This is a genomic window from Lachnoclostridium phytofermentans ISDg, from assembly GCF_000018685.1.
GTDB lineage: Bacteria > Bacillota > Clostridia > Lachnospirales > Lachnospiraceae > Lachnoclostridium > Lachnoclostridium phytofermentans.
On the sequence record NC_010001.1, the window covers coordinates 1,919,192 to 1,934,599 of the forward strand.

Annotated in this window: 11 protein-coding genes; 8 read left to right on the forward strand and 3 right to left on the reverse strand. The window is 37.6% G+C overall.

Annotation, left to right across the window (positions count from 1 at the left end; all coding sequences use genetic code 11):
• Positions 1-83: 83 nt before the first annotated feature.
• The 4 genes from CPHY_RS08125 to CPHY_RS08140 all read left to right on the forward strand — a co-directional run bounded on the left by CPHY_RS08125 (position 84) and on the right by CPHY_RS08140 (position 4,958).
• The gene (locus CPHY_RS08125) at positions 84-1,079 is read left to right on the forward strand and encodes a DUF5692 family protein (protein ID WP_012199590.1); all 996 of its coding nucleotides are present in this window, start codon (positions 84-86) and stop codon (positions 1,077-1,079) included.
• 100 nt (positions 1,080-1,179) lie between these two features.
• On the forward strand, positions 1,180-1,854 hold the full coding sequence (gene hypB, locus CPHY_RS08130; RefSeq protein ID WP_012199591.1) for a hydrogenase nickel incorporation protein HypB: 675 nt from the start codon (positions 1,180-1,182) through the stop codon (positions 1,852-1,854).
• Between the two features lie 79 nt (positions 1,855-1,933).
• Positions 1,934-4,609 (forward strand): FAD-dependent oxidoreductase, encoded by a 2,676-nt coding sequence (locus CPHY_RS08135; RefSeq protein WP_012199592.1) that lies wholly within the window; start codon positions 1,934-1,936, stop codon positions 4,607-4,609.
• Positions 4,610-4,616: 7 nt separating this feature from the next.
• Positions 4,617-4,958, forward strand: a complete 342-nt coding sequence (locus CPHY_RS08140) for a hydrogenase maturation nickel metallochaperone HypA/HybF (RefSeq protein WP_012199593.1) — start codon at positions 4,617-4,619, stop codon at positions 4,956-4,958.
• 379 nt (positions 4,959-5,337) lie between these two features.
• Here CPHY_RS08140 and CPHY_RS08145 read toward each other — a convergent pair whose 3' ends face one another.
• Both CPHY_RS08145 and CPHY_RS08150 read right to left on the reverse strand, forming a co-directional pair.
• Complete coding sequence (locus CPHY_RS08145) at positions 5,338-7,731, reverse strand: HAD-IC family P-type ATPase (RefSeq protein ID WP_012199594.1); 2,394 nt, start codon at positions 7,729-7,731, stop codon at positions 5,338-5,340.
• Positions 7,732-8,152: 421 nt separating this feature from the next.
• The gene (locus CPHY_RS08150; protein ID WP_012199595.1) at positions 8,153-9,496 is read right to left on the reverse strand and encodes a hypothetical protein; all 1,344 of its coding nucleotides are present in this window, start codon (positions 9,494-9,496) and stop codon (positions 8,153-8,155) included.
• A 258-nt stretch (positions 9,497-9,754) separates the two neighbouring features.
• On the opposite strand from CPHY_RS08150, the gene yaaA reads away from it, so the two are divergent.
• Positions 9,755-10,522 carry a peroxide stress protein YaaA gene (gene yaaA, locus CPHY_RS08155; RefSeq protein ID WP_012199596.1) on the forward strand — a complete coding sequence of 256 codons (768 nt, stop codon included), beginning with the start codon at positions 9,755-9,757 and terminating at the stop codon, positions 10,520-10,522.
• On the forward strand, positions 10,503-10,955 hold the full coding sequence (gene bcp / locus CPHY_RS08160) for a thioredoxin-dependent thiol peroxidase (RefSeq protein ID WP_012199597.1): 453 nt from the start codon (positions 10,503-10,505) through the stop codon (positions 10,953-10,955). The genes yaaA and bcp overlap by 20 nt, the downstream gene beginning before the upstream one ends.
• A gap of 212 nt (positions 10,956-11,167) precedes the next feature.
• Here the strand turns inward: bcp and CPHY_RS08165 are convergent, their stop codons facing one another.
• Positions 11,168-11,680 (reverse strand): ferritin, encoded by a 513-nt coding sequence (locus CPHY_RS08165; RefSeq protein WP_012199598.1) that lies wholly within the window; start codon positions 11,678-11,680, stop codon positions 11,168-11,170.
• 229 nt (positions 11,681-11,909) lie between these two features.
• Between CPHY_RS08165 and CPHY_RS08170 the strand changes: the two genes are divergently transcribed.
• The gene (locus CPHY_RS08170) at positions 11,910-13,589 is read left to right on the forward strand and encodes a S8 family peptidase (RefSeq protein ID WP_012199599.1); all 1,680 of its coding nucleotides are present in this window, start codon (positions 11,910-11,912) and stop codon (positions 13,587-13,589) included.
• Between the two features lie 78 nt (positions 13,590-13,667).
• On the forward strand, positions 13,668-15,347 hold the full coding sequence (locus CPHY_RS08175; protein ID WP_012199600.1) for a S8 family peptidase: 1,680 nt from the start codon (positions 13,668-13,670) through the stop codon (positions 15,345-15,347).
• The last annotated feature ends 61 nt before the right edge of the window (positions 15,348-15,408 follow it).

Consider the following 15,408-nt stretch of genomic DNA (forward strand, 5'->3'; position numbering starts at 1 on the left):
GAAAAGATGAGGGGATAGGGAATGGTCCATCAGTTACATTGATGTAAATTTAAATTGCGTATAAAGCAAAGGAGGAACTAAAAGTGTTTACGTTCAATTATGGAAGTGGGGCAACAGCATTATCTGTGTGGCTCGTCTGGATTCTAGTATTTGTGTTGTTATTTGCACTTAATGAATTTACCAGAAGATCCACAGTGGGAGGGTTTGTCTGTTTTATCGTTTTGCCAATCGTTCTATCGGTTCTATGGTTTACTGTATTAAGTGATACTACATATACAGACTGGTTCCATTTAGCCAAGGTATATTCCGCAACAGCAGGATGTATAGGTTTTTGGTGCATTCGTAATCTACATGGAACAAACAAAAAGACAGGTAAGGAATGGAGGTTGGCAAACAATCGTATTGCGTTATGTTTTCCACCACTAATCCTAGCAATTAATATTTTAGAAGCAGTGGCAAGAGATATTGAAATTGGACTTCAGTATTCAAAAGGCGGTATTCTAACAGATGGTTCTATGTATGTTTTAGGTGGACCTTGGAACTTCATGAATGCAGCTGCGGGTATACTAAATATCATAACAATCACTGGATGGGTTGGCATCTGTATTCGTAAGAAAACAAAGACGGATAAAAGCCAAGACATGTTATGGCCAGATATGATGTGGTTTTGGATTATCGCCTATGATTTATGGAATTTTGCTTATACATATAACTGTTTGCCAGGTCATGCTTGGTATTGTGGATTTGCATTATTATTGGCACCAACCGTATGTGCTTTCACACTAGGAAAAGGTGCATGGTTACAGCACCGCGCTCATACCCTGGCATTATGGTGTATGTTTGCACAGACAGTACCAGCATTTATCGATAAAGGTAGATTTGCAGTATCTTCGACCTACAATAGGGGAGCATTGTTTATTTGGAGTTTTGCAGCATTAGCTGTAAATATTGCGGTTGCAATCTTTATGATTTACCGCGCAAGAAAGACTAAGAGACATCCATACAAACAAGAATTGTATGTTGATATGAAGAAATTTCAGGAAGTGAAAGTGCTTGCTGATCCATCTACAGTAAACTAAGTATAGAAAACTATAGGAGATAGAGAATTAGCAAGCTTGTGTTTGCGCTGCAACCACAAGCTTGCTCTACATAAAAAGCAGCGCAGAAATGAGGTAACTTATGAAAGAATTTAAGATACTTGAAATTAAGCAAAGCGTGTTTGAAGATAATAATAAGGATGCAAATCTTCTTCGTGAGGAGTTAAAGCAAAAGGGAGTATTTTTACTCAATTTAATGTCTTCTCCAGGAGCAGGTAAGACTAGTACCTTAAAAAAGACAATTTCAATGTTAAAAGAGGAGATGCACATTGGAGTTTTGGAGGCGGACATTGACTCTGATGTGGATGCAAAAACTATTGCTGAAACAGGTGTTAAGGTAATTCAGTTACATACTGGTGGGATGTGTCATCTTGATGCAGATATGACAAGACAGGGGCTTCTCGGACTTGATACTTCAGGGCTAGACCTTGCTATCTTAGAAAATGTTGGAAACTTAGTCTGCCCTGCAGAATTTGATACAGGCTCTAGTAAGAATGCTATGATACTTAGTATTCCAGAAGGGGATGATAAACCTCTGAAATATCCATTGATGTTCTCTATTGTGGATGTGTTATTAATAAATAAAATGGATGTGTTAGAACATTTTGATTTTGACTTAGAAGCTTGTATGGAACGTGTAAGAAAAATAAACCCAGACATTAAGATTATTCCGATATCGGCTAGAACTGGTGAAGGAATTGAGATTTTCGCGGATTGGTTACGAACAGAAGTTAAGAAGTGGAAGGAAGTAGATTGAAAAATAAAAATTTTCAACCAGCGCAAAAGAAAGTGTACGGGAATAGGAATATAAAGAAAATTCTATTTGGAGGAATCGTATGATTAAAGAAAAAGTTCTAGACCTTGCCAATCATATTAGTAGAAAAAAACGTGGTTCTAAAAATGAAATTAATGCAACCGATCCAGAATATAGGATACTTGAACCGGTTGTAACTGAGGAAATGGCTGAAGTAGCCCTATGCATGGAAATAAGAAAAAAAGCAACAGCGAAAGAACTTTCCGTAAAGTGTGGTAAAAGCGAGGAAGAAACAGCTAAATTATTGTGGGAGTTAGCAGTAGCAGGTGTTTTATTCGTTAACAATATCGATGGAGTGGATCATTATTGGTATGATACCTGGGTTCCTGGTATTATGGAAATGATGGTGAATAACAAAGAAAATGTGGCTAAATATCCTCAGATAGCAGAAAGTTTTGAAGCATATGGTAGAGTGCGTGGTCCTAAAACAGCAGGTAGTTTCCCGGTAGGTGTTGGGTTAATGCGTGTAATACCAATAGAAACAGCAATACAGGGTGAAACAAGAAAAGCTTCCTATGAAGAAGTATCAAAATATTTGAATGAGAATGATATCTTTTCAGTTTCTGACTGTTCTTGCCGTACCGCAAGAGAAGTCATGGGCGAGGGGTGTGGGCATCTGAAAGAAGATATGTGTATTCAGATGGGGCATGCCGCAGAGTATTACATACGTACAGGAAGAGGAAAACGAATTACAAGAGAAGAAGCCTTTGAGATTATCAAGCGTGCAGAAGAAAATGGCTTAATGCACCAGATTCCAAACTTAGATGGCTCTGGAAAAACGCATGCGATATGTAATTGTTGTGGTTGTTCCTGTTTATCTTTAAGAACAGCAGAAATGTTTATTAATGCAGATATGGTTCGTTCCAACTATGTTTCTCATGTTGACAAAGACAAATGTGTAGCTTGTGGTGAGTGCGTACAGCATTGTCCAGTAAATGCACTACAGCTAGGTCAGAAGCTGTGTGGGAAGACACCAGTAGCAGATAAAATAATTCGTAAAGATACTCCAAGAGATACCGAATGGGGACCGGATAAATGGAATGCTGATTATCGTATTAACCGAAAGAATGTTGTTGATACTGGTACTAGCCCATGTAAAACGGAATGTCCAGCGCATATCTCAATTCAAGGATACATAAAACTTGCTTCTCAGGGAAAATTCCGTGAGGCATTGGAATTAATAAAGCATGAGAATCCATTTCCAGCGGTTTGTGGTAGAATCTGTCCAAGAAGATGTGAATCTGCTTGTACCAGAGGGGATATCGATGAACCTATCGCAATTGATGATATAAAAAAATTCATCGCAGAGCAGGATTTAAAGGAAGAGAATCGCTATGTTCCAAAGAAAAGACATGATTATGGAAAGAAAATTGCAGTCATTGGGGCAGGACCATCGGGATTATCCTGTGCATTTTATTTGGCATTGGACGGATATCAAGTCACAGTCTTTGAAAAACAACAAGTAATAGGTGGTATGTTAACTCTAGGAATCCCATCATTCCGTCTTGAAAAAGAAGTTATCGAAGCAGAGATTCAAGTGATAAAAGAACTTGGAGTAGAATTTAAGACAGGTATTGAAGTAGGACGTGACATAACTATATCGGAGTTAAGAAAACAAGGATACGAAGCCTTCTACATTGCTATTGGTGCTCAAGCTGGCAGAAAGTTAGGCATTGAAGGGGAAGATGCAGAGGAAGTAATTACAGGTATTGACTTCTTAAGAGAAGTAAACCTAAAGAAGCATAAGAATTTAAGCGGTAATGTCGTTGTGATCGGTGGCGGAAATGTCGCGATTGACGTGGCAAGGACTGCGGTTAGAGTTGGTGCTGCGAATACTAAGATGTATTGCCTTGAAAGTAGAGAAGAGATGCCAGCGTTAGAGGAAGAAGTAGAAGAGGCTCTCCATGAGCAGATAGAGATTCATAATTCTTGGGGACCGAAACGAATTGTTTTGAAAGATGGGCGCGTTGTGGGTGTTGAATTCAAACGTTGTCTCTCCGTATTTAATCAAGAACATCGTTTCCAACCAGTATATGATGAAGAAGATACTATCGAGGTACCTGCAGATTATGTTCTGCTTTCTGTAGGCCAGGCAATGGATTATGGCATGTTGCTTTCAGGTACAAACCTTGAACTTAATCCGAATAAGACGATAAAAGCAGATTCTACTACGCTACAAACAGGTGAAAAAGATATCTTTGTTGGTGGTGACGTTTATACCGGTCCTAGATTTGCAATTGATGCAATTGCTGCGGGAAAAGAAGGAGCTATTTCTATCCATCGTTATGTACAGCCTGGTCAGAGCTTAATTATTGGTCGTGACCGAAAAGAATATCATTCCTTTGATAAATCCAATACGATTACCGAAGGGTACGATACCACACCTCGTCAAAAGGCGAATGAGAATGAAGCTGTTTCTTCCTTCAAAGATTCCAGAGGGGTATTTACAGAAGAACAGCTAAGAATGGAAACCAAACGTTGTTTAGGTTGTGGTGCAACCGTTGTGGATGAATTCTTATGTGTAGGATGTGGTCAATGTACAACAAAGTGTATGTTTGATGCAATCTCTCTTGTTCGAACTTACGATGGAGAAGGAGTTGCTTTCGAAGATCTCAAACCAGTAGTCGTAAAGCAGATTCTGATGAGAAAAGGAAAGATAATGGCTAAGAATGTTAGGAAAGCATTGACGAGGAATTAAGAGAAAAATGCATGAACTAGGAGTAGTTATTGAAGTAGTGAAGACAGTGGAACGGGTTGCTCTGGAACAGAATCTTACAACAATAGATACTGTAGTATTACAAATTGGAGAGCTGTCATCTATGATACCAAAATATGTAGAGCAATGTTATCCAGCAGCGATAGATGGAACTATCTTAGAGAACACGAAACTTGAGATTGAGATTTTACCAGGAAATGCGCTTTGTAAAGATTGTAAAAAGGTGTTTCGGTTGTTAGAACATCATCATCAATGCCCAATATGCAATACTAGAAACTGGGAGTTACTGAGTGGTAGGGAGTTCTTTATTAAAGAAATTGTAGCTTACTAGGTTTTGAAGTAGAAAAATAATAGCTTCAGTTAGTAATCTAACAAAGAAAGGTCTTAATAGAATTAAAATCGTGGCTGGTAAGGATTGTAGTGTAGAATTTGACATTACGATTTCACGTGTTAAGTTTAAGGAATTAGGAATGTAAAATTCAATTCATCAGAGTTGAAAGTATGTTATTTCTTGCTATAAATGAAATGTTATATTAAAGATTAAGGTCAGCACTTTTCATGTGCTGACCTTGTTGTTATATAAACATTAATAATAGGATTTCTGTATAGTTATGACTGGTTCTCAGCATTACCCTATTGGTATCATTTCTTATGTCTGTAATTCATGTCTGTAATTTTTTATTGGGATGCAGGGAAGGAACCCCCTCTACCTATATATCCGTTTCTTTAAAAAAGAAGTCAGCTGCCAACTTAACTAACCAGAATACCAACACGCTAAACGCTGCGCCTAGTAGCAGGACTGTGATACCTGTCCCTGCAAGTGTATTAAAATCAAACATGCGTCGGAACCTAAGTACCGCGAATGTAAAAAGTACAGACAGGGATACCACTAGCCAGAACCGGAAACGGTCGAGTGGGAATGAAATAAACAACAGCCCGAACAGAGCGCAACCACCTGTCAATATGACGCTGATTGTTGAAATCTGTAGGTCGGATAGTAAGAAATAACCTGACAAATACTGCACAAACATCACGGCAAAAAAGATGGTCACGCCACCGGGAAGGGCTTTGTACAAAACGTTCCGGATAAATCGACCTGATACCCGCTTCTTGTCCGGTCGGAATGCAAGCAGAAAAGAGGGAATACCGATGGTAATGGGGCTAATCAGTGAAAGCTGGATTGGCGAAAAAGGATAGGGAGCGGGTGAAAATAGGAACGCCAACAGTAGTAAGGTCGAATAGATGGTCTTAGTCAGGAAAAGTGAGGCGGTACGCTGTATGTTGTTGATGGAGGAACGTCCTTCTTCAATGATGGCCGGAATCGCCTTAAAGGAGGAATCCAGTAATACCATATCCGCCACTGTGCGGGCCGCATCCGTTCCCTTGGCGACCGCGATGGCGCAGTCGGACTCTTTCATGGCGAGAACATCATTCACTCCGTCGCCGGTCATCGCTACCACGTGTCCACGGTCGCGCATGGCCTGGATCAACAGTTGTTTCTGGACCGGTGTCGTCCGACCGAAAACAACATAATCCTCGCAGATATTTTTAATTTCGTTATCGTCGGTCAACTCGGATAGGTCGATTGCTTTTTCAAAATTTTCTACCCCCACTGCCTGTGCAATGTGTGAGACTGTTGCAGGGTTATCACCCGAAATAATTCGTACCGAAACACCCTGTTCCTTTAGATAAGAGATGGTTTCCTTTGCATTCTTCCGGATGGTATCGCTGAGCAGTAGCAAGCAAACCGCGGTCCGATCGGGCATATCATTTAGTTCCTCGGACAAACTGCTGTTTACAGCGAGGCAAAGCACGCGGTACCGCTTGGCAAGTTCCTTCGCTTTTGCTCGAAGTTCGGGTTGGCGTTCGGTAATGATACGCTCTGGAGCTCCGAGCACATATGCCCCGGTACCTTCAAAATATGCACCGCACCACTTCTTCTTGCTGGAAAAAGGAACCGTACGTGAGGAAGGGGTAATTTCGCTTCCGATGCAGTAGATATTAATCGCGGACATTGTTTCGTTTGCATCCATTGCCATACCGAGACTGGCAAGCGCACTTAGAATCTTCGATTTATCGTCTGGAATAAAATAAAGAATATCCTCCAAGGTCATACTGCCCTCAGTCAGAGTACCGGTCTTATCAAGACAGATAACGTCGGCACGGGCGAGCATCTCAATACTGTACAGTTCGTTGACCAAAACCCGTTTGCGAGCGAGCTTGACCACAATAACAGCAAAAACAGTGCTGGTCAGCAGAATCAGTCCACTCGGAATCATACCGATCATCGCAGCAACCGTCCGTTTTGTCGCCTCGACGACATTGTTATCGAGGTTTGAAATTTGGCTATTAAAGAACAAAAGTCCAAATGGTATGATAACCACCGATATAAATTTTATGATTTTCTGCAAACCCTTGACAATCTCAGATTTTCGGGTCTTAACCTTCTTCGCGCCTGCGGTAATCTCATAGACCGCATTATCTCTACCCACCGCTTCCGCAATGGCTATACAATTGCCTGAGGAAATAAAGCTTCCGCTGTAGAGCATGTCCCCGGTTTCCTTGTAGACAGGTTCACTTTCACCGGTCAACATTGCCTCGTTGACTTCACAACCACCCTTCAAAATCTGGCTGTCGGTGACAATCTGTTTTCCAGGATTGTAGTACAGAATATCGTCCAGAACTACTTGATCCCCAGGGATAACTTCCTTTTTTCCACTACGTAGAACTTGTGCGGTGGCAGATGTGAGGATAGAGAGTTTGTCCGTAGCGCGTTTGGCGCGCAGCTCCTGAAACAGGTCGATTCCTACGTTGGTGAGCATAATGCCGGCAAATAGGATATGCTTGTACTCCCCGATGTATATGAGCGCCCCGGCGAGGAACAGGATGATAAGATTGAACAAGGAAAACGTACTGTCACGCAGAATTAGCCATATACTCTTGGTTGACGGGGCTGCGTTGATGTTGGTTCTTCCTTGGGAGATGCGCTCACGCACCTGCGCTTTGGATAGCCCGACCTTTGGGTCAGGATTGAATCTCTGTATATCGTCATAATGCTTGTGTTTCAAGCGAAACTTTTTGATAGTTTTGGGATACTCAGGCATAAAACTCCATTCTGCTGTGCAAGCAGCACAAATAGGAAGGAAAGAAGGTGCTACTGTTAACACAGCGTTTTAGTAAATTAAATTCAGCTATTTCTAAAGCTGTATCTGTTTTCTGAACTTTCTTAGGTTTGTGTATAGGTTTTCCACTTATAATTAAATATTTTAATTTATTATTTATTCAAAGTCCATTAAAATTTGATTAGATGTACATTAATGGAATCTTGTATTTTTAATTCTTCTTTTACAGTATTCCCAGACAGGAGACTAATAACTCTTGACTATAGTAGCGTTGTATGAAAAGTCTATCTGTCCCTGTTTGTGTGGCAATTAAAAGAGCGAAAGCAGTAGAATGCTTTCGCTCACTACTATAAACAGTCTAAAGTTTAGGATAAATAACCTTGCTGTATATTATAAATATGCTTTAAAAATAAATGGTACCTTCACTTGTACGAACTTTACATTGGCAACAATTATCTGTTGTTCCGCAATCGGAAGTTTCACTTGGAGTACATTCAGGAATACGAGCAAGGGTAACATTATCTACACAACGATCACGAAGTTCTGGCAATGGATGTGGAGAAGTTTGGAAGCGATAATCCTTTCCGAAACAATCAATACGTGCATCGATGACGTTATGACTTGGTACACAACAAACGTCATGATTCACAATATCTTGATATCTAAAGAATGGAGCACAAGGATCTAAGCAACCTAGTGGTACTATGCTGGAACAACTCTGGGTATTACCAGTGGTGGCTTCAATGATAGCACGAACATAGTCAATGTTAGGACGAAGACATACGATTTGAGGGAAGTCTCCACAAGGGATAACTTCTTGCCAATCCTTACCTTCATATTTGCAAAGGAGGTCTTTCGCTTTATGCAAATGTGCAATTTCATAACAGAGGAATTCCTCCCAGATACTACGAATGCAAGGATCGCACTCTGTAAGGAGGCAGGAATAGTAAAGATAACACTCGGTATATTCATGTAGTAATAAATCTTCCAGCCATGTTGCAGTCGTATCTTTTAAACTCTCATATTGGCTGACGTGTTGTTCTTCAATCAATCCGATTTCTTGATAGAGTCTGCGTCCTAAATCAGATTTATCATAAAGAGATGCTACATTCATATAGTAATTCATTGTTTGCTGTTCAGCAGCAGTAATGATACCAATGTTTAATTTGGTTAGAATATCTGCGTTTTTATTACATACATCTGGGAAGATGCTATCTATTGGATGACGATGTTCAGAGATGGTTGGTCTAGCAGGCATTATCTCAGTATATCCACCGACTAATTTTTCAGGACAAATCCCATATTCCATATCTAATAGATTTGAATATCTAAAGAGGTGATCAAAATCTTCTAGTAATGCAAAGTTTAGAGCATTTCTCACTGTACAGTCTGGTTCTTGCTTAGCTAACACAGAGGTCAAGTCAACTGCTAACTGCTCATAAGTGATGGTATGCTCTAAGATACTTTCATCCCTAGGTTTTAAGCAACTAATAAGTTTTTGTTGTTGCTGCTCCCCGCGACGGAGGATAGCCAATTCTCTTCTTAATTCATTACAAGGACAGTGTCTTGAAAAATTTCTAGAAAACCATTGAGCTTCAAATTCGGTACCATTCATTAGAACGATACGTGTCTTTGTATAAGCATCTGTTTCCTCCTTATTGTAAGGACATGGGTTAATAGCACGCCAATCCATAAAGGTTTTTTCTATAGGTATTGGTTTTTCGTCAAATGGGTTAAAATTTTGCATGATATTCCTAAAATTAATATTATCCTTATTACTATATGATTTTAGGATTTATTAGTGACAATTTAATAAGATATTGCTTGTTAAAATATAGTAATATTGTATCATTCATCATTTATCAACAATCTGTTTATAAAGTTTGGAAGAAATCTTAATGGAAAAACTTCGATATTAAGATTGAACAATCGGAGATTGCTGTTAAGTTGATTGAATGTTACAATAATCTAAGAAGACATAAGAGGAGGATAGAGTACTTAAGTTATGAGAATAATTATATCACCAGCTAAAAAAATGGTGGAAAATATAGAAGCCTTGCCCGTATGTGGAGAACCTAGTTTCATTGATCAAACCAATCAATTATTAACTTACTTAAAAAGTTTAAGTTACGAGGAAGCAAAAGAGATATGGAATTGCAATGATCAGTTAGCTACCATGAATTTTGAGAGAATCGCTAGCATGAACTTAAAAACAAAATTGACTCCTGCCATTCTGTCGTATCAAGGAATACAATATCAATACATGGCGCCAGAAGTATTAGAAAAAGACCAATTGGAGTATATACAAGAACATTTATATATTTTATCAGGATTTTATGGAATACTAAAACCGCTTGATGGTGTTACCGCTTACCGTTTGGAAATGCAGGCTAAAGTGAATTTATCTGATAAGAAGGATTTATATGAATTCTGGGGGAGTTTGTTGTACAATAAACTTCGCGAAGAAACGGATTTTATATTAAATTTAGCGTCAAAAGAATATAGTAAATGCATTGAGCGTTATGTTACAGAAGATGTGAGATTAGTAACTTGTGTATTCGGAGAGCGAAAGGGCGAGAAAGTAATAGAGAAAGGGACTTACGCCAAGATGGCCAGAGGAGAAATGGTACGTTATATGGCGGAACATAAGATATCTACAATGTCGGAAGTTAAGAAGTTCGATCGATTGGATTTTTCTTATGATGAAAATCTATCGAACGAAACGAAGTTAGTATTTTTGAAAGGAGAATCTAATGTTAGAGATAGGAAGTAAGGCACCAGAATTTACATTAAACAATCAAGAAGGGGTAGAAGTATCGTTAAAGGATTTTTTAGGGAAGAAAGTTATTCTTTATTTTTATCCTAAGGATAATACTCCAGGATGTACAGCACAAGCTTGCGGATATGCAACTTTATATCCAGATTTTATGGAGAAGGGTGCTGTTGTAATTGGAGTTAGTAAGGATTCAGTTCAATCTCACAAAAAATTTGCAGAGAAATATAATCTTCCATTTGAGCTTTTATCGGATACTGAGTTGGAAGTGATAAAAGCCTATGATGTTTGGCAAGAGAAAAATATGTATGGTAAAAAAACAATGGGTGTTGTTAGAACAACATATTTAATCGATGAAAATGGATTTATAACAGGAGTTTCAGGAAAAGTAAATGCTGCTAAAAATCCAGAAGATACTCTAAAATTAATATAAATAAGAATTACTGTATCACCTAAAAGAAGTAGAATATAAGAAATAGAATATAAGAATAAAATATGAGAAATAAAAACGCCACAAGGAAATCAGATAAGAATTTCCTTGTGGCATTTTTCACTACCTTTGAATGATAAAGATTATAACACTGATTTATTTAGTAAGGTTAAAAAGGAACCATTTTAGCTTACAATTTCACAGGTATAAGCTTCTTATAACACTAACGACGGAGCTATATAAACACGACTCCCCAATTCTTGGTCTAACATATAAAGACTCTTAGAATCATCACCATAGAGTTCCATTTTTTTAATTAAATCAGTGGCTCTCTTTTCTTCCTCGCCTTGTTCTTTTACAAACCAATCAAGGAACTGCATAGTACGAAAATCCTTCACTGTGAATGCAGCATCATATATAGTATGGATGAAGTCCGTTACGGATTGTTCATGTTCTAAAGTTGACTTTAGAGGTTCCATAGCTGAGGTGTATTCTTCTCCTGGAGAATCGATTGCTTGAAGAGATACTTTTAAGTTATTATTCTGCATATACTGCATAAAAAGCATAGCATGGTCTCTTTCTTCTTGAGCCTGAATTTTGAACCAATTTGCAAAACCATCTAAGCCTTGCTCTGTATAGTAATTCGACATGTTTAAGTATAAATAAGCAGAATAAAATTCTTCCCTAACTTGATCATTCAATAAACTGCTAACTTTTTCATTATCCATTTTCTTACCTCCTATTCTTTGGTAATTTTATTATATCATTCTATAAAACTTAAACAAGACCAATTTCTTATAAAAATAAGGATACTTTATTTATACCAGAAAGTTCGCAAAGTATACTTTTTCTTGTTCATTATTTTTTGTAAATATTACAGTAGTATGAAACATTTTTATATAACATAGAATTATAAATAACGTCATATGCTGATATAAAAGAGTGTGGGGACTAGTTATGGAAAATAAATTTAACAGCGAAAAATTTATGGATTTGATTATTCCTAATGCCTTATTAAATGTAGTTGAAAATCAAGGAACTATTACTAATATAAATGATTCGTATTCCATCGTACATATACCAATAGATAAAATTGATTTTTGTAATTTTAATGGGTTTAGCTATTCCTATTTTCCAACGTGTTATACACTAGATTCAACGGTAGCGTTAGAAAAAATAGGTTTTGTAAAAGTTAGGAATAATCCAAATTTAAGTCTATATGGTGCAGGTGTTTTGGTAGGAGTAGTTGATTCAGGGGTGAATTATCAGCATAAGGCTTTTTTGTTTAAGGATAATACCACAAAAATAAATTCAATTTGGGATCAAACAATTTATAATGAAAATACTCCGGTGAATGAAGAATTTCCATATGGTACATTTTATTCGAGGGAAGATATCAATAGAGCACTAGCACTAAAAAATCCTCTCGATGCGGTACCTTCTACGGATGAAAATGGTCACGGAACTGCAATTGCAGGAATCATTGTCGGTAATGAGGATACTGGAAATGAATTTTCTGGTGTCGCACCATTATCAGAATTAATCGTTGTAAAATTAAAACAAGCGAAAAAGGTAGTTAGACAATTTTTTGCAGTATCACAGGAAGTTACTTGCTATCAAAAGTCAGATATCATGATGGGTATTAAATACATAATAAATGTAGCTAGAAGGTTAAATCGACCACTTGTTCTATGTATAGCCATGGGATCGAGCCAAGGTGGAGATGATGGTTTAGATCCACTGAGCTATTATCTCAATGATATTTCTAGAGCACCTAGGTCCTGTGTAGTTGTGAGTGGAGGGAATGAAGGCAATAGGAGTAGGCATTATCTTGGAAGTTTTGGTAAAGGTGATGAATTTAAAGAATTTGAATTTAAAGTTGGGGAAAAAGATAAAGCTTTTTTTATGGAAATATGGATGCAACCAATTCAACGACTGTCGTTTGAAATAACATCTCCAGCCGGAGAAAAGATTAGTAGTGTATATCCAGGGATACGTCAGATAAAAAAATATAATTTTATATTTGGCCCAACGAAGTTGTGTATCAATAATATTACAACAGAAGCAGAGTCTGGAGACCAATTAATACTATTACGCTTTAATAATACGCAAAGTGGTGTATGGAAAATAAGATTAAATAATATTGATAGAACACCTTCCGATTTTAATGTGTGGTTACCTTCTGGAGAGCTTATTACAAATGAAACCTTTTTTTTACAATCGAATCCTTATCTTACAATAACTGCACCAGGCAACGCATTTGCTCCGATTACAATAGGAGCTTACGACACATTGGAGGGAGGTATTGCAACATTTTCGAGTAAGGGTTATACAAGAAAAGATGTTATCAAGCCAGATTTAACTGCACCAGGTACTTTTATAACAAGTCCATCAAATAAAGAAGGATATGTTACAGTCTCAGGAACTGGAAGCGCAGCGGCACTCACTACGGGTGTTGTGGCTTTACTATTAGAGTGGGCAATTCTGAGAGGAAATTATACCGGAATAACGGGAAGTGAGATAAAAACTTTTCTAATCCGTGGGGCACGAAGAGAATTGAATGTAGATTATCCTAATAGAACTTGGGGCTATGGGCAGATTGATTTATTTGGAACTTTTGAGAAGTTAACTTTATAAATAAAAATCATATGATAATAAAAGAAGTTTAGGTGATTAAGATATTAATCTTGTTATCAAATCTAAAGGATGGATTCTATGGAGAATAAATTTATCAGTGAGAACTATATGGAAATAATTATACCAAATCGATTAGTAGATACTTTAGAAATTGGTACTAGCGTAACCTATGTTAACTCGAAACATTCCATTGCGAATATACCACGTGATCAGATTGATTTTTGTACTCTTGGAACATTTAATTATTCTAATTTCCCATCTATATTTACCTTAGATTCTAGTTTAGCTTTAGAACAAATTGGTGTGACTAGACTTCAAGCGAATCCTAATTTTTCTTTGTATGGGACTGGTGTATTAATTGGAATTATCGATAGTGGAATTAACTATCAAAATCCTGCTTTTTTATATAGTGATAAGAGTACCAGGATTTATACGATTTGGGATCAAACAATTACGGATGAAAATGCTCCAGTAAATGAGGATTTTCCATATGGAACAATCTATTCAAAAGTAGATATAAATCGTGCTCTGAAATCACCAACTCCATTAGAAATTGTTCCTACGAATGATGAAATAGGTCATGGTACTGCTATAGCAGGGATAGCAGCCGGAAGTACGGATACGAGCAATGATTTCGCTGGCGCAGCGCCATTATCTGAATTAGTGGTAGTCAAAATGAAACAAGCGAAAAATATTACGAAGCAATTTTTCTCTATCCGAGAGGATGCTATTTGTTATCAAGAGACAGATGTTATGTTGGGAATTAAATTTTTAGAGTCAATAGCCAGTGAATTAAATCGCCCTTTAGTACTTTGTATAGCTTTCGGCACTGGTCAGGGACCGCATGATAGTTTGGGTTCAACTAGTACGTATTTGGCAAATATTACGAGTTTACCGAAGACTTGTGTAGTAATCTCTGCTGGTAATGAAGGAAATTCTCAGAGGCATTATTCTTATAACATTAGATCTGGTGTGCCTTTTGATGAATTCGAAATGGTCGTTGGAGAAAATGATAAAAAATTTTTTATGGAAATATGGTTAGAACCTATTCAACGAATTTCACTTGAGATTACATCGCCATCTGGGGAGACGATAAGTAATACCAATCCTGCAATAAGACATTCAAGAAGATATTCCTTTGTATTTAGTCCTACAGTAATATGCATCAACAATATAGCTACAGTTTCAGAAACTGGTCTTCAATTGGTTTGGTTACGATTTGAAAATGCTCAAAGCGGACCATGGAGATTTCGCTATAATAATATAGATAATACTAGTTCAGTGATAAATGTATGGCTCCCATCAGGGGATATTATCTCAACCAGTACTTATTTTCTGCAAGCAGATCCTGAAACGACAGTTACTTCGCCAGGAGATGCCGTTGCACCTGTCACAATAGGTTCGTATAATACGTTAGAAGGAGGGATATCATACTTTTCAGGAATAGGTTATACAAGAAAAGGTGAAGTGAAACCTGATTTGGCTGCTCCAGGGACGGATATAAAAGCTCCTTCTGGTAATACCGGTTATTCTGCTGCTACTGGAACAGGAGCTGCAGCAGCTCTAACAAGTGGAGCGGTAGCCCTACTTTTAGAATGGGCAGTTGTACGAGGAAATTATACGATTATAACGGGGCGTGAAGTTAAAACGTTATTAATACGTGGTGCTAGACGAGAGACTTCTGAAGAATATCCAAATCGATTTTGGGGTTATGGAAAAGTTGATATTTATGGTGTATTCGAAAAACTCATCATATAAGAATCCCGAAACGATATAGGAAAACCTCGTTAATACGAATTTGTGCTGTCGCCCAAATTCG